Source organism: Methylosinus sp., from assembly GCF_036560965.1.
GTDB lineage: Bacteria > Pseudomonadota > Alphaproteobacteria > Rhizobiales > Beijerinckiaceae > Methylosinus.
In genome coordinates this window covers 46478-71253 of the sequence record NZ_DATBQF010000019.1, presented here as the reverse complement: position 1 = coordinate 71253, position 24776 = coordinate 46478, and the positions used below count along the sequence as shown (strand labels likewise).

26 protein-coding genes are annotated in these 24776 nt (G+C 65.8%); 11 read left to right on the top strand and 15 right to left on the bottom strand.

What is annotated here, in order from left to right:
• Positions 1-153 precede the first annotated feature (153 nt).
• On the top strand, positions 154-498 hold the full coding sequence (locus VIF40_RS06235) for a hypothetical protein (protein ID WP_331936659.1): 345 nt from the start codon (positions 154-156) through the stop codon (positions 496-498).
• Here VIF40_RS06235 and VIF40_RS06230 read toward each other — a convergent pair.
• From VIF40_RS06230 to VIF40_RS06210, 5 genes are read right to left on the bottom strand one after another with little or no spacing between them, the layout of a single operon-like run.
• Complete coding sequence (locus tag VIF40_RS06230) at positions 495-1307, bottom strand: formylmethanofuran dehydrogenase subunit C (protein ID WP_331936658.1); 813 nt, start codon at positions 1305-1307, stop codon at positions 495-497. The two genes, VIF40_RS06235 and VIF40_RS06230, sit on opposite strands and share 4 nt — an antisense overlap.
• Entirely contained in the window at positions 1308-2213 is a 906-nt protein-coding gene (gene fhcD / locus VIF40_RS06225; RefSeq protein ID WP_331936657.1) for a formylmethanofuran--tetrahydromethanopterin N-formyltransferase, read from the bottom strand.
• Positions 2201-3835 carry a formylmethanofuran dehydrogenase subunit A gene (locus VIF40_RS06220; RefSeq protein WP_331936656.1) on the bottom strand — a complete coding sequence of 545 codons (1635 nt, stop codon included), beginning with the start codon at positions 3833-3835 and terminating at the stop codon, positions 2201-2203. Before VIF40_RS06220 ends, fhcD begins: the two co-directional genes overlap by 13 nt.
• A 22-nt stretch (positions 3836-3857) precedes the next feature.
• Positions 3858-5492, bottom strand: coding sequence for a formylmethanofuran dehydrogenase subunit A (locus tag VIF40_RS06215; RefSeq protein ID WP_331936655.1), 1635 nt, complete (start codon positions 5490-5492; stop codon positions 3858-3860).
• Positions 5486-6583: a formylmethanofuran dehydrogenase gene (locus tag VIF40_RS06210; protein ID WP_331936654.1), complete on the bottom strand. Its 1098-nt coding sequence runs from the start codon at positions 6581-6583 to the stop codon at positions 5486-5488. Before VIF40_RS06210 ends, VIF40_RS06215 begins: the two co-directional genes overlap by 7 nt.
• A 281-nt stretch (positions 6584-6864) precedes the next feature.
• Here VIF40_RS06210 and VIF40_RS06205 point away from each other — a divergent pair, with 281 nt between their 5' ends.
• The 3 genes from VIF40_RS06205 to VIF40_RS06195 all read left to right on the top strand — a co-directional run bounded on the left by VIF40_RS06205 (position 6865) and on the right by VIF40_RS06195 (position 10878).
• A complete protein-coding gene (locus VIF40_RS06205; RefSeq protein ID WP_331936653.1) occupies positions 6865-8985 on the top strand; it encodes a S9 family peptidase in 2121 nt (706 codons plus the stop codon).
• Between the two features lie 215 nt (positions 8986-9200).
• Positions 9201-9914 carry a hypothetical protein gene (locus VIF40_RS06200; protein WP_331936652.1) on the top strand — a complete coding sequence of 238 codons (714 nt, stop codon included), beginning with the start codon at positions 9201-9203 and terminating at the stop codon, positions 9912-9914.
• A gap of 265 nt (positions 9915-10179) precedes the next feature.
• Entirely contained in the window at positions 10180-10878 is a 699-nt protein-coding gene (locus VIF40_RS06195; protein ID WP_331936651.1) for a spore coat biosynthesis protein F, read from the top strand.
• A 6-nt stretch (positions 10879-10884) separates the two neighbouring features.
• Here the strand turns inward: VIF40_RS06195 and VIF40_RS06190 are convergent, their stop codons facing one another.
• Positions 10885-11193 (bottom strand): carboxymuconolactone decarboxylase family protein, encoded by a 309-nt coding sequence (locus tag VIF40_RS06190; protein ID WP_331936650.1) that lies wholly within the window; start codon positions 11191-11193, stop codon positions 10885-10887.
• Positions 11194-11307: 114 nt separating this feature from the next.
• Here VIF40_RS06190 and VIF40_RS06185 point away from each other — a divergent pair, with 114 nt between their 5' ends.
• The gene (locus VIF40_RS06185; protein ID WP_331936649.1) at positions 11308-11859 is read left to right on the top strand and encodes a TetR/AcrR family transcriptional regulator; all 552 of its coding nucleotides are present in this window, start codon (positions 11308-11310) and stop codon (positions 11857-11859) included.
• Here VIF40_RS06185 and cobU read toward each other — a convergent pair.
• From cobU to ccrA, 5 genes are all read right to left on the bottom strand, one after another.
• Complete coding sequence (gene cobU, locus VIF40_RS06180; protein WP_331936648.1) at positions 11838-12353, bottom strand: bifunctional adenosylcobinamide kinase/adenosylcobinamide-phosphate guanylyltransferase; 516 nt, start codon at positions 12351-12353, stop codon at positions 11838-11840. The genes VIF40_RS06185 and cobU overlap by 22 nt on opposite strands.
• Before the next feature lie 110 nt (positions 12354-12463).
• Positions 12464-13915 (bottom strand): DUF3526 domain-containing protein, encoded by a 1452-nt coding sequence (locus VIF40_RS06175; protein ID WP_331936647.1) that lies wholly within the window; start codon positions 13913-13915, stop codon positions 12464-12466.
• Between the two features lie 8 nt (positions 13916-13923).
• Positions 13924-15405 (bottom strand): DUF3526 domain-containing protein, encoded by a 1482-nt coding sequence (locus VIF40_RS06170; RefSeq protein ID WP_331936646.1) that lies wholly within the window; start codon positions 15403-15405, stop codon positions 13924-13926.
• Positions 15402-16124, bottom strand: coding sequence for an ABC transporter ATP-binding protein (locus VIF40_RS06165; protein ID WP_331936645.1), 723 nt, complete (start codon positions 16122-16124; stop codon positions 15402-15404). Before VIF40_RS06165 ends, VIF40_RS06170 begins: the two co-directional genes overlap by 4 nt.
• 435 nt (positions 16125-16559) lie before the next feature.
• On the bottom strand, positions 16560-17816 hold the full coding sequence (ccrA, locus tag VIF40_RS06160) for a crotonyl-CoA carboxylase/reductase (RefSeq protein ID WP_331936644.1): 1257 nt from the start codon (positions 17814-17816) through the stop codon (positions 16560-16562).
• 219 nt (positions 17817-18035) lie between these two features.
• On the opposite strand from ccrA, the gene VIF40_RS06155 reads away from it, so the two are divergent.
• The 3 genes from VIF40_RS06155 (at position 18036) to VIF40_RS06145 (ending at position 20753) form a co-directional block, all read left to right on the top strand.
• On the top strand, positions 18036-18278 hold the full coding sequence (locus VIF40_RS06155) for a type II toxin-antitoxin system prevent-host-death family antitoxin (protein WP_331936643.1): 243 nt from the start codon (positions 18036-18038) through the stop codon (positions 18276-18278).
• On the top strand, positions 18275-18697 hold the full coding sequence (locus VIF40_RS06150; RefSeq protein WP_331936642.1) for a type II toxin-antitoxin system VapC family toxin: 423 nt from the start codon (positions 18275-18277) through the stop codon (positions 18695-18697). Before VIF40_RS06155 ends, VIF40_RS06150 begins: the two co-directional genes overlap by 4 nt.
• Before the next feature lie 70 nt (positions 18698-18767).
• Positions 18768-20753 (top strand): protein meaA, encoded by a 1986-nt coding sequence (locus VIF40_RS06145; protein WP_331936641.1) that lies wholly within the window; start codon positions 18768-18770, stop codon positions 20751-20753.
• Between the two features lie 231 nt (positions 20754-20984).
• On the opposite strand, the gene VIF40_RS06140 is transcribed toward VIF40_RS06145, so the two are convergent.
• On the bottom strand, positions 20985-21326 hold the full coding sequence (locus VIF40_RS06140; protein ID WP_331936640.1) for a hypothetical protein: 342 nt from the start codon (positions 21324-21326) through the stop codon (positions 20985-20987).
• A 249-nt stretch (positions 21327-21575) separates the two neighbouring features.
• On the opposite strand from VIF40_RS06140, the gene VIF40_RS06135 reads away from it, so the two are divergent.
• Genes VIF40_RS06135 through VIF40_RS06125 form a run of 3 tightly spaced genes read left to right on the top strand, consistent with a single transcriptional unit; the run spans position 21576 to position 22434 of the window.
• The gene (locus VIF40_RS06135) at positions 21576-21803 is read left to right on the top strand and encodes a hypothetical protein (RefSeq protein WP_331936639.1); all 228 of its coding nucleotides are present in this window, start codon (positions 21576-21578) and stop codon (positions 21801-21803) included.
• The gene (locus VIF40_RS06130) at positions 21800-22099 is read left to right on the top strand and encodes a type II toxin-antitoxin system RelE/ParE family toxin (protein ID WP_331936638.1); all 300 of its coding nucleotides are present in this window, start codon (positions 21800-21802) and stop codon (positions 22097-22099) included. Before VIF40_RS06135 ends, VIF40_RS06130 begins: the two co-directional genes overlap by 4 nt.
• A gap of 59 nt (positions 22100-22158) precedes the next feature.
• Complete coding sequence (locus VIF40_RS06125) at positions 22159-22434, top strand: hypothetical protein (RefSeq protein WP_331936637.1); 276 nt, start codon at positions 22159-22161, stop codon at positions 22432-22434.
• A gap of 24 nt (positions 22435-22458) precedes the next feature.
• On the opposite strand, the gene VIF40_RS06120 is transcribed toward VIF40_RS06125, so the two are convergent.
• Genes VIF40_RS06120 through lptM form a run of 3 tightly spaced genes read right to left on the bottom strand, consistent with a single transcriptional unit; the run spans position 22459 to position 24568 of the window.
• The gene (locus tag VIF40_RS06120) at positions 22459-22980 is read right to left on the bottom strand and encodes a hypothetical protein (RefSeq protein WP_331936636.1); all 522 of its coding nucleotides are present in this window, start codon (positions 22978-22980) and stop codon (positions 22459-22461) included.
• 33 nt (positions 22981-23013) lie between these two features.
• Positions 23014-24288, bottom strand: a complete 1275-nt coding sequence (lysA, locus tag VIF40_RS06115; protein ID WP_331936635.1) for a diaminopimelate decarboxylase — start codon at positions 24286-24288, stop codon at positions 23014-23016.
• Positions 24289-24298: 10 nt separating this feature from the next.
• Positions 24299-24568 carry an LPS translocon maturation chaperone LptM gene (gene lptM / locus VIF40_RS06110; protein ID WP_331936634.1) on the bottom strand — a complete coding sequence of 90 codons (270 nt, stop codon included), beginning with the start codon at positions 24566-24568 and terminating at the stop codon, positions 24299-24301.
• Positions 24569-24776: the final 208 nt, after the last annotated feature.

Genomic DNA, 24776 nt, shown 5'->3' with positions numbered 1-24776 from the left:
AGGGTGATGTCAAATCTTCCCGTCAGAACCGTAACGGTCGGAAAGCGCGAGGAAACGACCGCCGATCTTGTGCCTTTCCAAGCCGGGACTCGGGCAAATTTCCCGTAGCGCGGTCGGGTTCTGGGGCCTAACGATAGCCAGAGGAGGAGGCACATGTCACCTGAATGGCGCGCGCGGTTCGACGTCTTCACCGGGCTGACCCCGGAGCAGCGCATCGCTTGGTACGGCCAGGCGATTTATCTTTGTACAATTTTCGCCCGTGACACCTATGTCGTCGGCTCAGAGGAGATCGCCGATCCGGCGCGGCTGCGGCGCTTCAACGAACTCGTTCATAGAATAGCCGGTCGCCAGATCACGCTCGCGTCGAAGGGCGAGGTCGATGGGTTCGACGAATCTTTCTTCGAAATGATGAGCGTCGCCGCAGACGAGTTGCGCGTGAGCGCCGCGCTGCTCGCCTTGATCAAATCTCCGGCCTCTGAGCACCCTCGCGCGCTTTAAGCCGGCAGCAGCACCTCGCCCTTGCCGAACACAGCCGTGTCGCCCGCGAAGCGCTGCAACCGGCTGGACAGCAGCCGAGCGGCGCCGCGGCTCTCGGGCGCCAGAGATTTGGCGAACAGCTTGGCGAAGCCGAGATTATGCGCGCCGCAATCGACATAGGTCGGGCCGAGCTCGCGCTGCTCGGAGAGCACGATTGTAGCGCGCTTGTTGAGATAGCCGATGCGCTCGCCCGCCGCCGTTCCCAGCACGATGATCGTGCCGGCGATGGCCCTGGAGCCCAAATCCTCGCCGGCGTCGCCCTCGACGATGATGATGCCGCGGCGCAGCCGGTCGCCCGCCCGCGCGCCGACGCTGCCGCGCACGATGACGCGACCGCCCGACATGCCGGGAATCTCGCCCGCCAGCGGCGCGCCCAAAAAGTCGCCCGCATCGCCGTAAATATCGATATTCGCGCCAGCCGATTGCGAGGCGGCGTAGGGGCCGGCGTCGCCGGCGACCGTGATCGTCCCGCCCTTGGCGGCGCGGCCGAGCTGCGCGCCGACATCGCCCTCGACATGGATTTCGAAGCCCGGCAGCAGCTTGGCGCCGAGCAGGTCGAAACGATCGGAGCCGCCGTCGAAGCGAACCGAGGTCGCCTCGCCGAGCTTCACTTTGAACACGTCGCCGACCTTCACCGGAAGGCGCGTCGTGCCGATGGCGATCGCCTCGATCTCCTTGGCCGAGCGGCCGACGAGCCGATCGGGCGTCAGGGGCGAGAGGTCGAGCCGCTGGTCGGGCTCGGCTTTCAGCGTGAAGAGAAGCGGCTTCACTTACACGAGATCCTTCAAATGATAGTGGAAGGGGCCGAGCTTGCCGCCGTAATTGCCGGCGCCGACGCGTTTTGCGCCATTCTTGGGGCCGAGCGCGACGATCGCCTTGATGCCGGCGCGCATCGCCGCCGAGACCGCGTCGCTGGTGAGGCCGTCGATGACGATCTCCAGCACGCAGCCGATGTCGGCGTCGAGCGCGCTATCGGTGGCGCCGCGCAGCGTCGGGCAATAGGCGTCATTGGTCGAAGCGCCCATGCCCTTGTATTTCGAGCCGACCTTGGAGCCGGAGCGCACCACGCCGCCCGGAAAGGGCGCGATGGCGTCGGGCGTCGCATGGACGGCGTCCACGGCGGCCTCGGTGGCGCGCATCGTCTTGGCCCAATCCTCGCCCATGATGAGGAGATTGCCGCCGCCGACCGATTTCTTGGTGAGGCCGACCGACGATTCCACCAGAAACTCGCCGTCCATCACCGGCACGCGCCAATAGCGCCGCCCGTCGATGGCCTTGGAAGTCTGCCATTTGTCGCCGAATTGGCGCATGGAGTCGCCGACCTTGATCTTCGCCTCGCCGTCGAAGGCGGAGAAGACCGCGCTGCCGGGACAGGTCAGCACGCATTGGCCGATGCGATTGACCAGCGCCTTCTCGACGCTCTTGGGCGAGAAGCCGAAGAGCAGCACGCGCACGCCCGGACGTCCGTCCGGCGTCTCGCGCGGCGACAATTCGCAATCGATGCCGGCCTCGCAGTCGCAGCCGATGACCGATGTGGCGTAGCCGGTCATGGTGGTCGCGGCCTGCATGGCCCATTTGCGCGTCGGCGCGGTGACGACCACGCCGGAGCCGGTCATCGGAAACGCCTCGGCGAAGCTCTCGTCGATGCGGATACCCTTGCGGATCAGCTGCGGCATGGGACCTCCGCGAAGGCGTCCGCTTTGGGGAGCGCCGCATCCTGCACCTCGAACATGGAGCGCGGCAGGCCATAGAGGCCGTCGTAATATTTGTCGAGGCGACTGTTGATCTTGCGATCGTATTCGGGCCGCACGCGCAGCGTCCTTCCCTTGGTGTAATGCGAGACTTTGCCGTCGCGCACGACGAGATTGCCATCCTTGAAAACATAGGCGGCGCTACGGAACATCGCCGCTTTGTCGGGCTGCGGCTTATAGATCGCGACATCGGCGACCGAGCCCGGCCCCAATTGTCCGCGATCCTCGAAGCCATAGAGCTTGCGCGGCGCGGCGCGGGTCATGGTCGCGATCTCATAGAAGGAATATTCGCGCTTCAACGCCGGCAGATTGGTGAGCTCCACCACATCGGCCGGCAGGCGCGAGAGATATTGCGCGCGCTTGTCGGCGCTCATCAATAGCGCGAACACCTCGGGATAGGTGGTGAAGGGCGCGCCATTGGGATGATCGGTGGTGAAGAACACCTGCATCGGATCATTGCACAGCAGGAACAGCTCGAGCCCCGCCGCCCATTGCACCGCATTGAAGAAATCCGAGATGCGATACGAATAGGGCACGACGCCGAGGCCGTTCGAATCGCCGTCGAAGATGACGCCCTTCTTCGGCCGCCCGCCGGGCAGGCTGTTGAACTGCTTCATCACATCCGACGAGATCGTCACGATGTCGGCGAACATCACCTGGCCGACATCGACGGTGACATTCTTATTGGCGTTGATCGCCTCGGCGAATCGCGCCGCCGCCGAGGAGAAGCCGTTCTTGCCCTCGGTCCCATAGGCGTAGAATTGCACATGGGCGAGATGCAGCGGCAGCCCTTGCGAGGCCCCGATCGTCGCCAGCGCCGTCTCGACATTGCCGGGCAGGCCGAGATTATTCATGTGCAGATGCAGCGGATGGCGAATCTTGGTGGCGTTCACCGCCCGCTGCAAGGTCTGGAAAATCTCCCGCGAGGAGAGGCCATATTCCGGCACCTCGTCGTCGAGCGAGAAATGACGGACATTCTGCTTGAAGGCGTCGACGCCGCCGGCGTTCACGCATTTGACGCCGATCGCCCGCGTCGCCTCCAGCGTCGCGCCGATGTAATCGACGACCGTGTCCTGGCTGGCCCCGTCGCGGAAGGCCGAGAGGAGAAAATCCTCATTGCCGAGCACCGTCAAGAAACCCTTGTCGATGATCGGAATATCGGCGAGCTCGAGATGGGCGTGCAGCGCATGATGCGGCGAGACGGCCGGCTCGATGACGGTCGTGTAGCCCATTTGCGCATAGAGGCGGCCGGTCTCGAAGGTCGACCAGCCGGCGGTCGAGAGCGGCGTGTCGGCCGGCCGCGGCCGATGCGCGCGATGCGCCTCCGGCAGCAGCAGACGGGCGGTGTTCACGCCGCCGCCGGCGATATGGGAGTGAATGTCGATCGCGCCGGCCATGACGATATGGCCGGTGACGTCGTGCTCGACGTCCGGCGAGCGCCCTTCGGGCGGCGCGACGATGCGGCCGTCCTCGAAATAGACGTCGCCGACGGCGTCGACGCCATTGACCGGATCGACGACATGGCCGCCGTAGAGACGGGTCAGCATGACGCGTCCTCCATTGGGCAGATCAATTGCGGCATGCGACCTCCGCGAAGACGCTTTTGCCGGCGAGCGCCGCCTCGGGGACGTCGAACGCCGAGCGCGGCAGGCCGTAGAGCTCGTCGTAATAGGCGTCGAGACGCTTCTCGATCGCGCGATCATAGCCGGGGCGAATGCGCAGCGTCTTGCCCTTGGTGTAGCGCGTCACGGCGCCGTCGCGCACCACGAGCTCGCCATCCTTGAACACCAGCGCGGCGTTGCGGAACATGCCGGCCTTGTCCGTCTGCTGCTTATAGACGGCGACGTCGGCGATGGCGCCGTCGTCGAGCCGGCCGCGATCCTCGAAACCATAGAGACGCGCCGGGCCGGCCCGGCTCATCGTCGCGATCTCATAGAGCGAATATTCGCGCTTGATCGACGGGAGCGTGGTCATCTCCAGAACGTCGGCGGGCAGGCGCTCCATCCATTGGGCGCGCAGCTCCGCGCTCATCAGCAGCGCGAACAGATCCGGATAGGTGGTGAAGGGCCCGCCATTGGGATGGTCGGTGGTGAAGAAGACCTGCATCGGATCTTCGATCAGCAGGAACAATTCGAGCCCGGCCGCCCATTGGATGGCGTTGTAATAGTTGGAGATGCGATAGGCGTAGGGCACGACGCCGCCGCCATTGGCGTCGCCGTCGAAGATGACGCCCTTCTTCGGGATCGCGCCCGAGAGGCTGTTGAACTGGCGCAGCACGTCGGAGGAGATCGTCACCGTGTCGCCGAACATCACCTGGCCGACGTCGACGCTGATGTTCTTATTGGCGTTGATCTTGGCCGCCAGCCGCGCGCCGGCCGAGGAGAAGGCGTTCTTGCCCTCGAGCCCATAGGCGTAGAATTGCACATGGGCGAGATGCATCGGCAGGCCGTCGGCCGCGTCGATCGTCTCCAGCGCCGTCTCGATATTGCCGGCGACGCCGAGATTATTCATGTGCAGATGCAGCGGATGCGGAATGCCGACGCGGCCCGTCGCCCGCTGCAAGGACTGGAAAATCTGCCGCGACGTCACGCCGTAGAAGGGCACGATCTCGTCGAGGCCGAAGGAGCGCATATTCTGCTTGAACGCCTCCGCCCCGCCCGGATTGATGCATTTGAGCCCGAGCGTGCCCGTCGCCTCGACGGTCTGCGCGACATAATCGGCGATCGCGGTCTCGCTCTCCCCGGCGCGCAGCGCGCGCAGCAGGAAATCATCATTGCCGAGAACCGTCAGCGCGCCCTTGTCGATGATCGGAACGTCGCCGAGCTCCATATGCGCATGCAGCGCATGATGCGGCGCGACGGCGGGCTCGACCACTGTGGTGAAGCCCATTTGCGCATAGAGGCGGCCGGTCTCGAAGGTCGACCATTTGGCCGTGGAGAGCGGCGTTCCGTCGAGGCGCGCGCGGATCGAGCGATGCATCTCGGGCAGCAGCAGCCGCGCCGAATTCACATTGCCGCCGGCGATATGGGAATGGATGTCGATCGCCCCGGCCATCACCACATGGCCGGAGACGTCATAGTCGGCGTCCGGCGAGCGGCCTTCCGGCGGCGCGACGATGCGCCCATCCTCGAGATAGAGGTCGCCGATCTGGTCGACGCCATTGACGGGATCGACGACGTGGCCGCCGTGAAGGCGGGTCAGCACGGCAAATCCTCCGAAAACCGGGCGTTGATGGCCTCGATCGCCTGCGCGACCGTGGGCAGCTCGGTCGGCGCCGTGGCCCGCCGCAACACCAGAGAGCTCGTCTCCTGCGCGAATTCCACCGCGTCGTAGCTCTCGCCCGGCTTGCCGACGGCGATATAGAGCCCGCGCTTCGTCGCCGCGCCGGCCGGCCCCAGCGTCACCAGCGGAATATCGGCGCTCTCCCACGGCGGCGTCTCGCCGTCATAGGCGGAAATCCACAGAGCGGCGTCGGCCTCGCCGCTGTCGACGAGGCGGCTCGCCTCGAAGCGCCAGACATCATGCTCGGGATAGCCGCGGCCGAAGCCGGTGCGCGGCGGAAAGCCGGTCATCCAGGCGGAGGCCTGCAGCACGCCGGTCGCGCCGGAACGGCCGCCGATCGGCACGCCGGTGAAGCGCGTCGTCGCATTGAGCTCGCCGATCATGCCCTGCAGCATTTCCACGATCAGCGCATCGAGCCCCGCGGCGGCCCAGACGGCGACGCCGAATCGCGCCGCTTTCAGCGTCTGGGCATGGGCGTCGAGCTTTTTGGCCGCAGCGGCCGAGAGCGCGACGGGCCGCCCGCCGACGCGCGCGCGCAGCGCCGCCAGCATGCCGGGAAGCTCCGCCTCGGTCGCGGGGATCGTCTCGATCTCGAGACCCTCGACCTTGGCCTCGCCCCGCTTGGGGCCGATCCAGATCACGCGGCGCTTGGTCTCGCCGCCGTGGACCGTGTCCTTGTCCAGCGCGAGGCGGTCGAAAATCCCCGGCCAATAGGTCGGAAGCCCCGGGCCGACCAGCAGCACGACATCGGCGCGCACGCGAGCCTCATTGGGCGTCGTCACGAAAACGCCCGCGGAGCGGACGACCTCGAGGTCGGCCAGCGAATCGCGCGAGGCGAGATGGTCGAAGGCGCCGCGCAGCCGCTCGGCGAGCAGGATCGCCGCCTGCGCCCCGGCGACATCGGCGCCGAGCCCGGCGACCAGCGGAAAGCGCGCCGCTTGCAGTATCTTCGCCGCTAACTGGTAGGCGTCTTCAGAAGAAATGGATTTGCCGTCGAGCGTCGCGTTGCTCATTGCCCCAACCGATGTTTCCACCCGCGCGCAGGTTTGCGCCCGCGCCCTTTTTGTCCGCTCGCGGACTGACGCCGCAGGCGAAGGCAAGAGCGGCGCGGCCCCTCGCCGGGAGCCGCGTCGCGCGCTATGCCTATCAGCCACGGCGCAGGAAGTCGAGACATCGACGCGCCTCAATTCTGTCCACCGGCTCCCGGGGCGTTAGCGAGTCCGAAGGCTCGCGGTCCGGGGCGTGCAATGGACCGCGAGCCTTCGGGCTCGCAGCGAGCAGAGTAGGAGCTCTCATGGCCGACGCCGACCGCAAGACCGCCTTCGCCCTCGAGGGCGCGACCCCGCCCGTCGCCGAGAAACGGCCGACCCGGCGCGTGATCCACGGCCGCGTTCTCGACGACCCCTATGGCTGGGTCGCGGCCGAGAATTGGCGCGATGTGCTGAGCGACCCGGCGACGCTGCCGGCCGACATAAACGCTCTGCTGAAGGCCGAGAACGCCTATTGCGAGACGCTCCTCGCCCCGCTTTCGACGCTCCGCAAATCGCTCCAGGCGGAGCTGCGCGGCCGCATGAAGGAGGACGACAGCGAGCCGCCGTGGCCGGATGGCGCCTACGCCTATTTCGAGCGCTATCGCGAGGGCGGCGAGCATGCGCTCTATTGCCGCACGAAGCGCGCCGGCGGCGAGGAGACCATTCTCTTCGACGGCGACGAGGAGGCCGGCGAGGAGCATTTCTTCGACATCGGCGAGATCGACCATTCGCCCGACCACCTCCAGCTCGCCTGGAGCGTCGACGACAAGGGCTCGGAATATTATTCGATCCGCACGCGCGCCCTCGCCGACGGCGAGGACCGGCCGGATGTCGTCCCACACACGGACGGCTCGCTCGTGTGGAGCGCGGATTCGAAAAGCGTCTATTACGTTCGCGTCGACGACAATCACCGCACCGCGCAGGTCTTCCGCCACGACATCGGCGCCGATCCCGCGACCGACGCGCTCATCGTCGAGGAGCCCGATCCGGCCTGGTTCGTCTCGCTCGATCGCAGCCGTTGCGGCCGCTTCGCCATCGTCTCCATTCGCGGCCACGACGCCAGCGAATGCCATCTCGTCGACCTGCGCGACAAAAACGTAAAGCCCCGCCTCGTGGCGAAACGCGAGCCGAAATTGCGCTACGACGTCGAGCCGCATGGAGAAAATCTCTACATCCGCTCCAACGCCGACGGCGCCGAGGATTTCGCGATATTTCGCGCGCCGCTGACCACGAATTCGCGCGCCGACTGGCGCGCCGTGGTTCCGCATGTGGCGGGACGGCTCATCGTCATGGGCACGGTCTATGCGCGTCATCTCGTCTGGGTGGAGCGCGCCAACGGCCTGCCGCGCATTCTCATTCGCGCGCTCGAGGGCGGCGAGGAGCACGCCATCGCCTTCGACGAGGAGGCTTACGCGCTCTATCTGCTGCCCGGTCTCGAATTCGACACCGACACGTTGCGCTTCGCCTATTCCTCCATGACGACGCCGGAGGAGACCTATGATTACGACATGCGCACGCGCGCCCGGACGCTGCTGAAGCGCGAGGACATCCCCTCGGGCCATGATCCGAAAAACTATGTGACGCGCCGCCACTTCGCGCGCGCCGCGGATGGCGCGGAGGTTCCCGTCACGCTGCTGCATCGCGCCGATTTCACGCCCGGCGCCGGGGCGCCGACGCTTCTCTACGGCTATGGCGCCTATGGGCATCCGCTCTCGGCGAGCTTCGATCCACATGCGCTGTCGCTGGTCGATCGCGGCTTCGTCTATGCGCTCGCCCATACGCGCGGCGGAACCGACAAGGGCTGGAGCTGGTACGAGAACGGCAAGCTCGAGCACAAGCCCAATACATTCTCCGACTTCATCGCCGCAGCGCGCCATCTCGTCGCGACGGGCTATGCGACAGAAGGCGAGATCATCGCGCAAGGCGCCAGCGCCGGCGGCATGTTGATGGGCGCGGTCGCCAATCTGGCGCCGGAGCTTTTTTCCGGAATCATCGCCGGCGTTCCCTTCGTCGATGTGCTGAACACGATGTTGCGCGACGATCTGCCCCTGACGCCGCCCGAATGGGAGGAATGGGGCAATCCGATCGCCGACGTCGCCGCCTATGACCGGCTCGCGTCTTATTCGCCCTATGACAATGTGGCGGCGCAGAGCTATCCGGCGATATTGGCGCTCGCCGGCCTCACCGATCCGCGCGTGACCTATTGGGAGCCGCTGAAATGGGTCGCGCGCCTGCGCGAGCGCATGACCGGCGGCGGCCCCGTTCTGCTGCGCACCAATATGGAGGCGGGGCACGCCGGCGCCTCGGGGCGCTTCGAGCGGCTGGAGGAAGTGGCGCTGGAATGGGCCTTCGCGCTGGCCTGCGCGGGGAAGGCGGGGGTGTAGGAGGGCTTGCGACCGCGGCGTCCTGACGCCGCGAATGGGGCGCTCACAGAATATTTTCCAATGAAGCGCGCTTTTTTGGGCCGCCGCTCGTTTCGACGGCGAGCGCTTCCCCACGATTCGTGTGGCGAGAGGTTCCGAGACACATTGAGTTCCGACGCCACGCGGCTACTATGAGCCATGTTTCGATCTGAAAATTCTTGCGCCGAGGAAATGATATGAGTGTCGAAGCCGCTGTGAATAGCGCAATCAGAGACGCCAGAAAAACATCTTCGGTTTACGATCTCGACGGCCTCTTTCCGACAAAGCGGAGCGGCATGAATATCGACACCACGTCCTTCGGCGGCAAACTCACCTCGATCACACTGTACGATGATCAGGGCCAGATCTATGAGACGGCCAGCCAGTCCGACATCGCCGCTTTTTGGCAATTGACCGAAGGCCTCTGCACGGCGAGGACGACCTATAGGGCGATCAAGAGCAATGCGGACTGGCAGGGCATGCATGCCGTCGGTCAGCGCGCGATTTTCTACGAGATAAACGGCGGCGCCCTTCCGGTGGTTCAAGCGGCGACGGTGGTATGCCGGCGATGTAGTGTCGTGATGACTTTGGAGGCGGCGACGATCGACCATCGCCATCCCCAATCGGGCGGAGAACGGCAAGCCGCGAGAAGAGTTTTCCGAGCAGTGGGACTGACTCAGCAGCACGCGCGGCATCCGGCCGGTCGCTTCATCGAGGAGCGGAGCCCCTTCAAAGATCGCAGAGAAGGTTTTTCCGGCGGCAGCCTGTCATATCTCGGCGTAATATTTTTCAGCTGCATCTGTTTTTCCAAAAATTACGATGCATTCGCTGCGACATGCATCAACCACCTCGTCAATCTGGATCCCATGTGTTTTCGTTGTAACTCGGTCAAGGGCGCGTGGGGCTATTGACCCGAGCGCTCGCATCCGCGACGGCGGCCCTTCGGAAATGCGATTCCGTGGGATATTGAGGAGAGTATTCCTTCTGCTCAGCCTGCCGCGCTCGGGACTTTCGCATTTTTGGCGCGCCTTTTCGATTTGCGAAGGCCCTCGCCACAGCGAGGCCCTGCCTCGCGGACGGTCTTTTCCGACACGACGGATCGCTCACTGGCGTGTCGCTTGCTTCGCCTCGCCCTGAAGGCCGCCGGGGGCGGCCGCTCACGAAAGGCGGCGTCCCATGAACGTCCTCGCCATTATTTCCGCCGCGACCTTGCAGGACGGCCGCGAGACCGGCGTGCTGGCGCCGATCGCCGGCGAGCCGCTGCTCGGCCGATTGCTCGATCGTCTCGCCCATGCGGAAAAGCTCATCGGCGTCGTCGTCACCGCCAGCGACGAGGCGGTGGATGCGCCGATCCGCGACTTCTGCGCCGCGCGCGGAACGCAATGCCAGACCGGAGCGCGCGACGATCTCATCGGCCGCCAGATCGCGGCCATGCAGGCGGCCGGCGCAAAGGGCGGCATCTCGCTCGACGCGCGCAATCCGCTGATCGATCCGGCGCTCGTCACCCAGGTCGCCGATCTGCTGCAAATGACCGACGGAATGCTGGATTGGATCGGCAATACGCTGGCGCCGGCCTATCCGCGCGGCATGGAGATCGACGGCTTCACCGCCGCGGCGCTGACCGAGGCGGAGAAACGCTGCGGCGAGCCGGAGCAGCGACGCCGCGGCCCCGCCTTCTTGCGCGAGCACGGCCGCATCTATCGCCCGCTGAGCCTCAAGGCCCCGCCGGAGGTCGCCCGTCCGGAGGTGCGGCTCGACGTCGAGAGCCTCGCCGATCTGCCGCGCATAGAGGCGATTTTTCAGAGCTTCGCGGGCCGGACGGATTTCACTCTGGCGGAGCTGCTCGCCGCCTCCGACCGGCTCGCGGCGCAGTAGCAGGCCTCACTCGAGCCCGGCGATATGGGTTCCATGGGTGACGGCGGCGCCGGCGCGCAGGGCGGCGGCGATGAAGACGGTCTCGGCGAGCTCGGCCTCGGTCGCGCCGGCGGCCAGCGCCTGCTTGCGGTGGATTTCCAGGCAATAGGGGCATTGCGTCGTCATCGCCACGGCGAGCGCGATCAGCTCCTTGTATTTCTTCGGGATCGCGCCTTCGGCCAGCGCCGCGGCGTCGAATTGCTTGAACGCCTCCCAGGCCGCCGGCGCCGCTTCGCCGATCTTCTTCAGCCGCTTCACATTCTCCATATCGTACATGGTATTGCCTCCTTGCGATCCGCACCTACCTATCAGATGGTAGGTCGAACAATGCGCCATTGACGAAGGGCCTGTCAATGGCGCTTCCTCGAGGCGCGAGGGGACAGCAACGGGATGACGACGGCGCGACGCGGCGTAGGGACGGCGGCGAAAATTCTGGATAGCGCGGAGGAACGTCTCTGCCGCTATGGCTACAATGGCGTGAGCTTTCGCGACATCGCCGCCGATGTCGGCGTGAAGAGCGCCAGCGTCCATTATTTTTTCCCCACCAAGCCGGCGCTGGTCGCCGCGGTGGCGCGGCGCTATGCCGACCTCTGCCTCGCCGAGCTCGGCGATCCCGTGAGCCGCGCGCCGGCGGAGGCGGTCGGCCTGCTGGCCGAAATGTTCCGCCGCACCGTGGCGGAACGAAAACGCATGTGCCTCTTCGGCATGTTGGCGGCGGAAGTGGGCGGCCTGCCCTCCGAGGTCGGCGCAGAGGCGCGGCGCTTCTTCGCCGAGACGCTCTCCTGGCTGCGCGCCGCGCTGCGCGAGGAGGCGGCGGAGGCGGAGGCGATCCTCGCCGCGCTCGAGGGCGGCGTGCTGCTCGCCCGCGCGATGGATGATCCGGCCATGCTGGAGAAAGTGACGGAGCGCGTGACCGCGCGTCACTTCACCGTGAGCGGATAGCCGGCGACGACGAGATAGACGCGCCCCGCCTGTCTGGCGAGCGCCTGATGCAACGCGCCGGCGGCGTCGCGAAAGCGCCGCGCCAGCGCATTCTCCGGCACGATCGAGAGGCCGACCTCGGAGGAGACGAGCACGGTCGGCGCTCGGCGCTCGGCGAGCGCGGCGAGCAGCGCCTCGCGATCGGCGTGCAAATCGGCGTCGGCGAGCAGACGATTGCTCAGCCACAGAGTGAGGCAATCGACCAGCATCGGCTGCTCCGCCGGCGCCGCGAGCGCCGCTTCGGCGAGCTGCTGCGGCGCCTCGATCGTCCGCCAATCGCCGTCGCGTCGCTCCCTATGCGCGGCGATGCGGGCGCGCATCTCGTCGTCGAAGGCCTGCGCCGTGGCGATATAGCTCCAGGGGCCGGGCTCGGCGGTCACGAGCCCCTCGGCGAAGGCGCTCTTGCCGGAGCGCGCGCCGCCGAGGACGAAGGTCAGATGCGGATTCTCGCTCATTCTCTTTCGGATGCCGCGCTCTTTCGGATGCCGCGCTCTTTCGGATGTCGCGCTGTTTCGGATTGTCGCGCCTCGCCTTCTCCACGCTACGGCGGAGAGGAGAGACGCTATCACGCCGCCTTGCACCGACGAAGCCCGCGCCAGGCGAGGACCGCGAGCAGCAGCGCCGGCAGGGCGACGCCGGCCGCGAGCCCGGACGCGACGCCCGCCGGGACGCTCGCCGCCTCGGCCACGGCGGGGAAGCGCGGCAGAGCGGCGTAATCGGCCGCGGTGAGCGACTGGCCGGCATGGGCGCGCGACCAGAAGAAATTGCGCCATTGGACATGGAACGCGTCGAGCCGCGCCGAAAATTCCGCATAGCGCTGATCGCCCGAGCCGGCGATATCGGCGAGGGAGCGATACATCAGCAGCGCCGGCGAGAGGAAAGACAGACGATCGGCGAGCGCGCGCTGGCGGGCGAGCTGCGCCTCGTGACGCGCCATCACCTCCTCGACGCGCGCATTGGCGGTCTCCAGCACGGCGAGGCGGCGACTCGTGCGTTCCTCGGCGGCGCCCCGCATCATCTCCCCGGCCACGGCGTCGGGATGCTCCTCGGCGTAGCGGGCGAGAGCGGCGTCGCGATTGCGATCGGCGTCGGTCGTGGCGGCGCGCGCGGCGAGCGTCATTTCCGCGCGCGAGGGCGCCGGATAGAGCGCGTCGGCGAGCGTGTTGACGGCGGCGGGCGCGATCATGGTGAAGCCGGCCCAGACGGCGATCAGCGCCAGCGCATTATAGGCCGAGCTCTTGCCGAAACTGTCGACGACGGCGGCGAGCAGCGCCCAGAAGGCGCCATAGGCGAAAATCGCCGCGACGAGCAGCGCGAAGGCGCCGGAGGCGATCGGCTCGGCGCCGCGCAGCAGGAAGACGCCGGCGAAGGTCGCCGCGATCATCGCCAGGATCGGCAGGCCCGCCCGCGCCGCGAGCTTGCCGAGCAGAACGGCGGTGGGGCTCTCCGCGCTGGCGAGCGTCAAAGCGAGCGTGCCCTTCTCGCGCTCGCCGGCCGAAAGATCGAAGCAGAGAGCGAGAATCGCCAGCGGAAACACGAAGACCAGCACGAAGGACAGATCGATCGAGCCGCTGGCGAGATGCGCTGGATTCTCGATCTCATCGGCGAAGAGGAAGGAATCCTTGGTTCCGCTCGTCACTTTGAGCGCTGCGGGAAAGAGATCGCTCTGACCCGAGGCCACGATTCCGAGCGGATCGGGCTCGAGCGCCGCCACCGCCGCCGCCGAGCCGCCGCCGACGAAGACAGGGTTGCGCGGATCACGAAACGGCGGGATCTCGCCGGTCACGCGGCCGGCGGTCAGATCGGCGAGCGCGTTGCGCAGCGCGTCGAGGCGCTGTGTCTCGTCGCGACGCGCATCCTCGATCCCGGCCTTTTGCGCTGCGACGCGCTCGGCGCCGTTGAAGAAGGCCAGCGCGCTCATCGTCAGGATCGCCGCGAGCACGGCCCAGGCCGCCGCATCGCGCCGCAGAAGACGCCATTCGAATCGCCATGCGGCGAGAAAAGCCGAGAGAGTCATGATGGGCCTCACAGGGGTCTGAGGCGCCGCGCCGCGAAGCCGGCGAGCGTCGCGGTGAGGACGGTCCAGAGAGCGAGCGCGACGAGATCGCCGCGCACATGGGAGAAAGCCCAGGAGACGGCCGGCGCGGCATAGTCGAAAGAGGGAATGCGCGCCCACATTTGCGGCGAGGCGACATAGCGCGCATCGCCATAGCGCGCATTGTTGATCAGGTCCTCGCTCGCTTCCATCTGAATGCGCCGGCGATGCGCTTCCGCCGCCGTGGCGAAATCATATTGATGCCAGGAATCCGTTCCCGCGAAGCTCGTCGAGAACGCCTGCATGGCCAGCATGGGGAAGAGAAAGCCCGGCGCGGCGCGCAGCCTGTCCTGCGCGTCGAAGGCGGCCTGCAACGCGCCGAAATGCTTGTCGAAAATGACGAAGCCGTTCTCGTCGTCCTTGCGCAGCGCGAGGCCGCGGAAATTGACCGGCAGATCCTCTATGCGCGCGACGCCATATTGCGCCAGCACGCCGTCGCGAAAGGCGACGAAGGCCGGATGCTGCTCGTCATGGCCGAAGGTCCTCTTCTTGTCCTCGGCGATGGCGTTGCGGAATTCCAGCGCCGTCGGCAGCGTCGCGACGCGCTTGGCGACATCGGTCATCACGCGCGGCGCCAGAAAACAATTGGCGAGCCAGAAGGCGAGCAAGGTCACGAGAGCGGTGCGCGTCGACCTCGCGGCGGCCGACACGCCGAGCGCCAGAAAGACGAAGCCGCAGAGATAGAGGCCATAGCCGAAGGAGAAGGCGAGAAGACGCTGGAGCTGATCGACGACGGAGACGTCATGATCGGCGAGGAGGAGCGTCGCCAGCACGGCGAGCGAGAAAGCCGGAACCAGCAGAACCGCCAGAGCGCCCAGCGCGGCGAGCGCCTTGCCGGCGAGAATATCGACGGGCGAGGCGCCGAGGCTCATGAGCTGGCGCAGCGTGCCGCGCTCGCGCTCGCCGGAAAAGCCCGCAAAGCCGAGCAGCACGGCGACGAGCGGCATGATCGTCTGCAGCACGAAGGCGAAAGACAATCCGCCGAGCCGCGCGCCGACGCCGGCGTCGCGCGCCGAGCGGAATTGCGCCTCGTTCTGCCGATGCGCCTCCAGCCAGACCGCCTCGCCGACATAGGCGTCGACGCCCGGATCGGCGAGCGCCAACGGACTCTGCGGCTTGAAGGCGTATTGGCCGAAATGGGCCGCTGCGTGGGGGTTTTTGGCGCCCTGCCCGGTCCATAACGCGCGATCGGTCGCCGCGGCGGCGTCACGCTCGCGATCGAGCCGCATATGCTGCGCGGAGCCGAAGGCGAGCGCGCCGAGCATCAACAGCAAGACGAGGGCGAAGAGCCAGGCGAGCCGGCTGTCGCGGCGCAGCTCCGCCCATTCCTTGAGGGCGACGGCGCGGGCGACGCGCCAACGGCCGGCGGGCGCCGGCGTGGCGGGGGCTTTTGCGACGATGATCTCGCTCATGCGGCCGCTCCTCTGAATTGATCGAGATAGGCGCGCTCGAGACCGAGATGATCGACGTCGTCGGCGCCGAAGACGGAGACGAGCCGGCCCGCCTGCATCACGCCGATGCGCGTGCCGCATTGCTTGGCGAGGAAGAGGTCGTGCGTCACCATCAATATGGCCATGCCCTGCTTGCGCAGCGTCTCGACCAGCGCGGCGAACTCATTGGCGGCGAGCGGATCGAGGCCGGAGGTCGGCTCGTCCAGCAGCAGCGCCTGCGCGCGCCGCGCCAGCGCAACGGCGACGCCGACCTTCTGCCGCATGCCTTTCGAATAGCCGGAGACGCGGCGCAAGGCCGCCTCCTCCACGAGCCCGGCCTCGCCGAGCAGCGCCAGCAGCTCGGCCCGCGAATGGCGCCGGCCGCCGGAAATTTCGGTGAAATATTCGAGATTTTCGAGCCCGGTGAGCGCGCCATAGAGCATCACCGTCTCGGGGATATAGGCGAGGCGACGGCGCGCCTCGAGCGGCTCGCGCGCCGAATCGACGCCGCCGACGAGCGCCTGGCCCGCCGTCGGCGCGATGAAATTGAGGAAGAGATTGACGGTCGTCGTCTTGCCGGCGCCATTGGGCCCGAGCAGGCAGAACACCTCGCCGCCGGGAATATGCAGATTCAGCCGGTCGAGGGCGGGGCGATCCGCCTTGCCCTCATATCTCTTGGTCAGCTCGCGCGCTTCCAACATGCGAAATCGCCTCCCGACGCCGAGGGCCGTTCTCGCAGCTTTCCGCGCCTCGCGTGGGAAGTCGTTTCGTAGCGCCCGTCCGACCCGGCATCACATCGGCGCGCGCTCGCACGATACGACAGCGCAGTCACGCCCGATGGGCGCTGCTGGCCTCCACGCTGTCGTATGCAATACGTGCGAGTTTTTCATGCTCGCTAGCGGCTTGTCAATTGCTCCGCCGCCGATAGCAGGGCCTAACGATTCCAATCCAGCAGCGTCTTGCCCGCGCTTGTCGCGGGCGTCCACGCCGAGACATTGCCCGGCGTGGGGAGAAGAGGCGGCGTCGCCCCGCCCAGTTTTCAGCTTTCTGAGCCGTCATGGCGTGGCTGGCCGCGACGAGCGCGGCCATGACGCTGGAAACAGGGTCTCGCTCGTCGACGCGAACGCCACGCGCCTCTACTTCTTCCCCGCCGCCTCGATCACATCCTCGAGGCTGCGCAGGCCCGTCGTCGGCGCATTGACCAGCACCGCCATATTGCCGGGGGCGTGCTCGTTCTTCCACATTTTGGTGTGGGCGTGCGGGATCTTCGCCCAGGGGAAGACTTCCGACAGGCAGGGATCGACGCGGCGATCGACGACGAAGCGATTGGCCGCGGCCGCCTGCTTCAGATGCGCGAAATGTGAGCCTTGAATGCGCTTTTGCCGCATCCACACATAGCGGGCGTCGAAGGTGAGGTTGAAGCCGGTCGTGCCGGCGCAGAACACCACCATGCCGCCGCGCTTCGCCACCATGCAGGAGAGCGGGAAGGTCTGCTCGCCCGGATGCTCGAAGACGATGTCGACGTCCTTCTTGCCGGTGATGTCCCAGATCGCCTTGCCGAAGGCGCGGGCGGCCTTGGACCAGTCGTTGAACTCCGGCGTGTTGACCGTCGGCAGCTGGCCCCAGCAGCCCTTGAAATCCTTGCGGTTGATGACGCCCTTGGCGCCCAGCGAGAGCACATAGTCGCGCTTGCTCTCGTCCGAGATGACGCCGATGGCGTTGGCGCCGGCCGCCGCGCAGAGCTGCACGCCGAACACGCCGAGACCGCCCGAGGCGCCCCAGATGAGGACATTGTCGCCCGGCTTCAGGCGGTGCGGCTCATGGCCGAACAGCATGCGATAGGCGGTGGCCAGCGTCAGCGTGTAGGAGGCCGACTCCTCCCAGGTGAGGTGCTTGGGCCGTTCCATGAGCTGGCGGTCCTGCACGCGGCAGAATTGGGAGAAGGAGCCGTCCGGCGTCTCATAGCCCCAGATGCGCTGCGAGGCGGAGAACATCGGATCGCCGCCGTTGCACTCCTCGTCGTCCCCATCATCCTGGTTGCAGTGGACGACCACCTCGTCGCCGACCTTCCAGCGCTTGACCTTGGAGCCGACCGCCCAGACGATGCCGGCGGCGTCGGAGCCGGCGATGTGATAGGGGAGCTTGTGGACGTCGAGCACCGAGATCGGCTGGCCGAGCGCCGCCCAGACGCCATTGTAATTGACGCCCGCCGCCATCACCAGGACGAGCACGTCATGGCTGTCCAGCTCCCAGGTGGGCACCACCTCGAGCTGCATCGACTCCTCGGGCGGTCCGTGCCGCTCCTTGCGGACGACCCAGGCGTGCATCTTGGCGGGCACATGCCCGAGCGGCGGAATCTCGCCGATGTCGTAGAGGTCTTTCAATTCGGTCAACGTCTGGCTCCTCGGGAACTCTCTTTTTTGCCGGCGGCGGGCCGAGGCGGCCATTGATATACGGCCCGCTTTCGCCTGAACAGAGGGATATTCGGGCGGGGCGGACGCCGGGGAGCGTCGGGCGGCGGCCTCGAGAAGCCGAAACCATGTCGCTACGCCGACCTTGGTTTCCGAAAGACACTGCTCTAAATTGGTCATCTGGTTGGTCATGAGGCGAAGATGAGCGCCGTCACCGTTGCGGAAGCCAAGGCCCATTTGAGCGAGATCGTCGAGCGCGCGGCGCAGGGCGAGACGGTTCGCGTCACGCGCCGCGGCAAGGCCGTGGCGAAGATCGCGCCGCTCGACGAGCCGAAAAAGCGCGTCGATGTGGCCCGCTTGCGGGCGCTCACCGACGCCATGCCGCCCGAGGCGGAATCCGCCGGAGACTTCACGCGCCGGATGCGCGACGAGGACCGCTATTGACGCTCTATCTGGACACGTCGCTGCTCGTCGCGGCGTTGACCAGAGAGGCGGAGACGGATCGCGTCCACTCCTGGCTCGGCGAGCAGACCGGCGAGCTGGCGATCAGCGACTGGGTGGTGACGGAATTCTCCTCCGCTTTGTCGATCAAGCTGCGCAACCGCCAGATCGGACTTCCGCAGCGCGCCGAGGCGCTGGCCGAATTCGCGCGGCTCGCGTCCGCGAGCTTCCTGCTTCTGCCGATCGCTCCGCTTCACTTCCGAACCGCCGCCCATTTCTGCGACCAGCACGGCCTCGGCCTGCGCGCCGGCGATGCGCTGCATCTCGCCCTCTGCGCCGACCACGGCGCGAAGCTCTGCACGCTGGACCGCCGGCTCGCCGAGGCGGCGCCGGCGCTGGGCGTCGCCGTGCTGGCTCCGTGACCCCCCACCTGCCCGCTTTTGCCTCGCCAGCGTCTTGTGTTATCGCAAGCTTCGGAGGGAGACCGAACACATGACCGAATCCGCTGCCCCGCGTCGCGACAAGCCCTGGCTGTTCCGCACCTATGCCGGCCATTCCACGGCCAAGGAGTCGAATCTTCTCTATCGCTCCAACCTCGCCAAGGGCCAGACGGGTCTCTCCATCGCCTTCGATCTGCCGACCCAGACCGGCTATGACAGCGATCACATTCTCTCGCGCGGCGAGGTCGGCAAGGTCGGCGTTCCGGTGTCGCATCTCGGCGACATGCGCACTTTGTTCGACGGCATTCCGATCGCCGATATGAACACGTCGATGACGATCAACGCCACCGCCGTCTGGCTGTTCGCGCTCTATATCGCGGCGGCGGATGAGCAAGGCGCGCCGCGCGCAAAGCTGCAAGGCACGACGCAGAACGACATCATCAAGGAATATCTCTCGCGCGGGTCTTATGTGTTTCCGCCGGCGCAGTCGCTGCGGCTGACGCAGGACCTCATTCTCTTCACGACGAAGGAATGTCCGAAGTTCAACCCGATGAATGTCTGCTCCTACCATTTGCAGGAGGCCGGCGCGACGCCGGCGCAGGAGCTGGCCTATGCGCTCGCCACTGCTTGCGCCATTCTCGACGGCGTGAAAGCCGCCGGCCTGTCGGACAAGGATTTCGCCGAGGTGGTCGGCCGCATCTCCTTCTTCGTGAACGCCGGGATGCGCTTCGTCACCGAGCTGTGCAAGATGCGCGCTTTCGTCGAGCTGTGGGATGAGATCACCCGCGACCGCTATGGCGTGACGGATGAGAAATCCCGCCGTTTCCGCTACGGCGTGCAGGTCAATTCGCTCGGCCTCACCGAGCAGCAGCCCGAGAACAACGTCTATCGCATATTGATCGAGTCGCTGGCCGTCGTGCTGTCGAAGAACGCCCGCGCCCGCGCCGTGCAGCTGCCGGCCTGGAACGAGGCGCTCGGCCTGCCGCGGCCCTTCGATCAGCAATGGTCGCTGCGCATGCAGCAGATCATGGCCTATGAGACCGACCTTCTGGAATATGGCGACATATTCGACGGCAATCCGGCGATCGCGGCGAAGGTCGCGTCGCTGAAGGAAGAGGCCGTCGCCGAGCTGAAGAAGATCGACGAGCTGGGCGGCGCCGCGGCGGCGGTCGAGCTCGGCTATATGAAATCGAAGCTGGTCGAGAGCAATACGGCGCGGCTCGAGGGGATCGAGGCCGGCGAGCAGATCGTCATCGGCGTCAATAAATTCACCGAGGGCGAGCCGTCGCCGCTGACCGCAGGCGACAATCAGATCATGGTCGTGCCGGAGCATGTCGAGGCCGAACAGATCGCGCGGCTGAACGCCTGGCGCGCGCAACGCGACGCCAAGGCCGCGCAGGCGGCGCTGGACGAGCTGGTCCGCGCGGCGAAGGAAGGCCGCAATATGGTCGAGCCCTCGATCGCCGCCGCCAAGGCCGGCGTCACGACGGGCGAATGGGGCACGGTGCTGCGCGGCGTGTTCGGCGAATATCGCGCGCCGACCGGCGTCTCCTCCACCGCCCGGCAGGTCGGCGGCCAGCTCGACGCCGTGCGCGAGGAGGTGCAGCGCGTCTCCACCAAAATCGGCAAGCGCGCCAAATTTCTGGTCGGCAAGCCGGGCCTCGACGGCCATTCCAACGGCGCCGAGCAGATCGCCGTGCGGGCCCGCGACGCCGGCTTCGAGGTGATCTACGCCGGCATTCGCTCGACGCCCGCGGAGCTGGTCGAGACGGCGCAGAAGGAAGGCGCGCATTGCGTCGGCCTCTCCATCCTCTCCGGCTCGCATGTGACGCTCGCCCATGAGGTGCTGCGGCTGATGAAAGAGAAGGGCCTCGGCGAAGTGCCGCTCGTCGTCGGCGGCATCATCCCGCCGGCCGATGAGAAGCTGCTGCGCGACAATGGCGTGGCCGCCGTCTACACGCCGAAGAACTACGATCTCAACGCGATCATGACCGATCTCGCGCAGATCATCGAGAAGAGCGTGGAGGGGCGGGCGTAAAGCTGCCCGCGCCGTCATCGCGAGCGAAGCGAAGCGAAGCGATCCAGAGCCGTGGGGCGGCCTGTTGGATCGCTTTCCCGTCATGAGGGTCGGACGCGCCCACTCGCAGGGTTCCATGTAACCGGCTATGCGAAGGCTGCGTCCGCGTGAGACGCAGTGCCATATTCGTAAGTTGTGCGAAGGCCGCGCCTGACCCGCACCTTCCTCGCACGACGAGGCGATTGATCGCTATTAGATAGCCATCTTGACGCGGTTGACACCGCCAGCTTTTTCCCATGCTTTGTAGCGATGATTTGCAGCACCAAAGCTGATGTTCATGAGTTCCGAAACGGCATAGCGAGTTTTGCCAGCATCAAAGTAGCGATAGCAAATTTCAATCCCGCGATTCGTGAGCTTTTCTAAGCCGCCCACTTCGTATTTGTTCGCAGGGTCTTTGGGGTCGAACTCCGAAGAGTCAGCGCTATCCTCTAGGACAAGCAGCAGCCTAAGGCGCTCTAAAGCGGCGATGATGTTGTCGATGGCCGCACCAACGGCCGCAGGGTCGTAGGGAGGTTGGTTGGGGGAGACCGTCATAATTCATTCCTTTCAGGCTTTGTCTTCCAGGCTTTGTCTTGAACCATGGCTGTCTATAAATACCTTAAGGAAGGGCGCGTCAAGCAATTTCTGTAACCTAGTTACAGAAATGCTCTGACGCTGCCGCCATATCCAAATATCAAGAAATATGAACAAAATTCACACCATTGAATTTGAATGGCTTTTTTGCACGAAGCAGACACGCGGAAAATCCTTCCCGCGCGCCGGCCGAATGGGTAGAATTCCCCCATGACGAAACTGCTCGAACAGGCCTTCGAGGCGGCCCGTAGCCTCCCCGCCGCCATGCAGGACGACATGGCGCGCGTCATCATGGCGATGACCGGCGACGAGCCGCCAGTCGTGCAGCTCACCGCCGAGGAAGAAGCTTCGTTCGCAGAGTCTTTCGCGCAGGCGGAGCGCGGCGAGTTCGCGACGGACGAACAGCTGCGGGCCATCTGGACGAAGCATGGCCTGTGAAGCTCCGCTACACCCTCCGCGCCGCCGCCGAGCTCGACAAGATCCTTTCTTTCATCGATGAGCGTTCGCCAAACGGCGCGCACAGCGTCAAAGCGCGAATTCATGCAATGACGGCGCTGCTTTTGCAGCATCCGCGAGCGGGCTGCTCGACCAGCAAGAGCGGTCTTCGCCGCATGGTGGTCTATCCTTACCCCTATTTGATTTTTTATCGTGCAACGGAAACCGAAATCGTCATTCACGGCATTCGCCATAGCGCCCGCCGTCCGACATCCCCGAAGGCCGACGACGCAAGCTGACCCGCCACCCTCACGGCCGGCGTGTTGAATGCGGCCGCGAACATGCTATCTTAACGTCCATGACGGCTCTGACGATCGTCACGCTCGCCATCGTGCAAATTCTACGCAAGAGAGGCTTCTCGGAAGAGCAAGCCACTGGCGTGGTCGAAGCTTTTCGGGAGATCGACGCCGGCTCGCTCGCTACGAAGGCGGATCTACGCGAGGTCGAGCTGAAGCTCGAATCGAAGATCGAGACCTCTTCCGCCAACCTCGAGGTCGATATTCTCCGCTGGCTCGTGGTCACGCAAATGGCGCTCGGCGGTTTCCTGCTCGCGGCGCTGAAGTTCCTGCGCTGAGCCGTGCCTGGGCCGAAAGACCCGTCAAAAACATTCCTTTGCCACCTTCGCTATGGCTTTCGCGCGGCCGCGATCCGTCGACGCCTGATAAATGTCCAGCACCTTTTTGTCGGCCAGCAATTGAATCGACACCTTCTTCGCTTTGGCCCATTTCTCGAAGAGTTCCTTCGGAAGGCCTTCGATCGTCGGCGTCCACATCGACGGTCCGCTTTCGTTCATGTTCAGTCGACCGATGGCGAATTTCTCGGCCGCGCCGTCCATAACGAAATTGATCGAAGGATAGGCCCCGGATTTGACCAGTTCCGCCAAGGCGGAGAGCCTGAAGGCGACGTCGAGATGGACGTTTTTCTCGCAGGCGCCGGAGACGAATACGGACTCGCCTGAAGAACCGCTCGTAAAGCCGAATTTGGCGGGACTAGCGTCGTTTTTCGCCTCGAAGAACCAAGTTGCCTCCTCCGCCAGCGTCGGCGTTCCCGTGAGGAGGAGCGCGTAAACAACTGCGAACAGCGCCGACGCCGGCAATCCAAAAGACGAAAAACGCCGCATGTTTGCGCCTTTCAAAAATCGACGCGAAGTCCCTTACTTCCGTAGCCACTCCGGCACAGAATCCAGCGCGATCAGCTGCTCGACGCTCGGGCGCTCGCGCACCACGGCCCATTTGTCGCCGTCGACGAGAACCTCCGGCGCGAGCGGGCGGCTGTTGTAGGTCCCCGCCTGCACCGCGCCATAGGCGCCGGCCGTCAGAATGGCCAAGAGATCGCCCTGCGCCGGCTCCGGGATCGAACGTCCGAGCGCGATATAATCGCCGGTCTCGCACACCGGCCCGACGACATCGGCGATAATGCGTGGATGCGACGGCGCCGCCTGCGCGACCGGGATCAGCTCGTGCCAAGCGTCATAGAGCGTCGGGCGGACGAGATCATTCATGCCGGCGTCGACGATGACGAAAGACTTGGCCTCGCCCTGCTTCACATAGAGCACGCGCGTGACCAATATTCCCGAATTGCCGACGATGAGCCGCCCCGGCTCGAACAGCAATTTGCACCCCAGCCCCGCCATATGGCGGCGCACGATCTCGGCGTAGCGATCCGGGTGATAGGAGGCCGGGTCCTCGCCCTCGTGATAGGGAATGCCGAGCCCGCCGCCGAGATCGACATGCGAAATCATATGCCCATCGGCGCGCAGCCCCGCCACCAGCTCGGCGAGCAGCGAGAAAGCCTCGTCGAAGGGCGAAAGATCGGTGATCTGCGAGCCGATATGCATATCGACGCCGGTGACCTCTATGCCGGGCAGCTTCGCCGCATGGGCGTAGATCGCGCGGGCGCGCGACAGCGGCACGCCGAATTTATTCTCGGCGAGGCCGGTCGAAATCTTGGCGTGAGTCTTGGCGTCGACGTCCGGATTGACGCGCAGCGAGATATGCGCGCGTTTGCCTTTGGCGGAGGCGATGCGGGAAATCTCGGCGAGCTCGGGCTCCGACTCCACATTGAAGCAGAAAATGCCCTGGTCGATCGCGAGCGCGATCTCGGCGGCCGTCTTGCCGACGCCGGAAAACGTGATCCTGCTCGCGGGAACGCCGGCGGCGCGGGCGCGTTTCAGCTCGCCGCCGGACACGACGTCCATACCGGCGCCGAGGCCGGCGAGCAGCGCCAGCACGGCCTGATTGGAATTGGCTTTCAGCGCATAGCAGACCAGCGCGTCGAGCCCGGCGAAGGCGGCCGAGAAGACCTGGAAATGCCGGCGGATCGTCGTCGCCGAATAGCAGTAGAAGGGCGTTCCGACCTGCTCGGCGATTTTGGCCAACGGAACATCGTCGGCGAAGAGCGCGCCGGCGCGATAGTCGAAGTGATGCATGTCGCTCGTTTCAGTCGATCAGCGGGTCGAGGATGAAGGGATATTGGTCGGGCGGCCGATAGCCGGGCGTGCCGGGAATAAATTCCACCGCCTTCACATCCTCGGCGACGGGCGTCTTGCCGCCGACGGGCGTGAGCGTCGTCTTCTGCACCACCACGGCCTTGGGCCGCGCCGCGACCTCCGGCGGATAATCGAGCGCGCCGCGCCGCCCGCAGCCGGCGAGCGCGAGCGCGAGAATCAGAAGCGTCGCCGCCGAACGCGGCCGGAGCAGATCAGCCATAGGTCTCATCCATCGGAGCCGGATCGGGCCGGCACTATAGACGAAAGCGCGCGGATGACGAGACCGCGCGCTTTCAATCACCCTCACCCTCATGCTGAGGAGGTCGCAAAGCGACCGTCTCGAAGCACGAGGGTGAGCTTCAGAAGGCCGCGCTGACGGCTCCCGCATCTTCGAGACGCGGCCTGCGGCCGCTCCTCAGGATGAGGGA

What these genes read in the sequence shown, in the direction of transcription:
- VIF40_RS06220 (WP_331936656.1), bottom strand. Translation starts at nt 3,835, where the DNA reads ATGCTGACCCGTCTCTACGGCGGCCATGTCGTCGATCCGGTCAATGGC.
- lptM (WP_331936634.1), bottom strand. Translation starts at nt 24,568, where the DNA reads ATGGCTGATCTGCTCCGGCCGCGTTCGGCGGCGACGCTTCTGATTCTC.
- VIF40_RS06140 (WP_331936640.1), bottom strand. Translation starts at nt 21,326, where the DNA reads ATGACGGTCTCCCCCAACCAACCTCCCTACGACCCTGCGGCCGTTGGT.
- cobU (WP_331936648.1), bottom strand. Translation starts at nt 12,353, where the DNA reads ATGAGCGAGAATCCGCATCTGACCTTCGTCCTCGGCGGCGCGCGCTCC.
- VIF40_RS06235 (WP_331936659.1), top strand. Translation starts at nt 154, where the DNA reads ATGTCACCTGAATGGCGCGCGCGGTTCGACGTCTTCACCGGGCTGACC.
- VIF40_RS06195 (WP_331936651.1), top strand. Translation starts at nt 10,180, where the DNA reads ATGAACGTCCTCGCCATTATTTCCGCCGCGACCTTGCAGGACGGCCGC.
- VIF40_RS06205 (WP_331936653.1), top strand. Translation starts at nt 6,865, where the DNA reads ATGGCCGACGCCGACCGCAAGACCGCCTTCGCCCTCGAGGGCGCGACC.
- VIF40_RS06125 (WP_331936637.1), top strand. Translation starts at nt 22,159, where the DNA reads ATGACGGCTCTGACGATCGTCACGCTCGCCATCGTGCAAATTCTACGC.
- VIF40_RS06175 (WP_331936647.1), bottom strand. Translation starts at nt 13,915, where the DNA reads ATGACTCTCTCGGCTTTTCTCGCCGCATGGCGATTCGAATGGCGTCTT.
- VIF40_RS06200 (WP_331936652.1), top strand. Translation starts at nt 9,201, where the DNA reads ATGAGTGTCGAAGCCGCTGTGAATAGCGCAATCAGAGACGCCAGAAAA.
- VIF40_RS06135 (WP_331936639.1), top strand. Translation starts at nt 21,576, where the DNA reads ATGACGAAACTGCTCGAACAGGCCTTCGAGGCGGCCCGTAGCCTCCCC.
- VIF40_RS06120 (WP_331936636.1), bottom strand. Translation starts at nt 22,980, where the DNA reads ATGCGGCGTTTTTCGTCTTTTGGATTGCCGGCGTCGGCGCTGTTCGCA.
- VIF40_RS06165 (WP_331936645.1), bottom strand. Translation starts at nt 16,124, where the DNA reads ATGTTGGAAGCGCGCGAGCTGACCAAGAGATATGAGGGCAAGGCGGAT.
- lysA (WP_331936635.1), bottom strand. Translation starts at nt 24,288, where the DNA reads ATGCATCACTTCGACTATCGCGCCGGCGCGCTCTTCGCCGACGATGTT.
- VIF40_RS06155 (WP_331936643.1), top strand. Translation starts at nt 18,036, where the DNA reads ATGAGCGCCGTCACCGTTGCGGAAGCCAAGGCCCATTTGAGCGAGATC.
- fhcD (WP_331936657.1), bottom strand. Translation starts at nt 2,213, where the DNA reads ATGCCGCAGCTGATCCGCAAGGGTATCCGCATCGACGAGAGCTTCGCC.
- VIF40_RS06145 (WP_331936641.1), top strand. Translation starts at nt 18,768, where the DNA reads ATGACCGAATCCGCTGCCCCGCGTCGCGACAAGCCCTGGCTGTTCCGC.
- VIF40_RS06170 (WP_331936646.1), bottom strand. Translation starts at nt 15,405, where the DNA reads ATGAGCGAGATCATCGTCGCAAAAGCCCCCGCCACGCCGGCGCCCGCC.
- VIF40_RS06185 (WP_331936649.1), top strand. Translation starts at nt 11,308, where the DNA reads ATGACGACGGCGCGACGCGGCGTAGGGACGGCGGCGAAAATTCTGGAT.
- VIF40_RS06190 (WP_331936650.1), bottom strand. Translation starts at nt 11,193, where the DNA reads ATGTACGATATGGAGAATGTGAAGCGGCTGAAGAAGATCGGCGAAGCG.
- VIF40_RS06210 (WP_331936654.1), bottom strand. Translation starts at nt 6,583, where the DNA reads ATGAGCAACGCGACGCTCGACGGCAAATCCATTTCTTCTGAAGACGCC.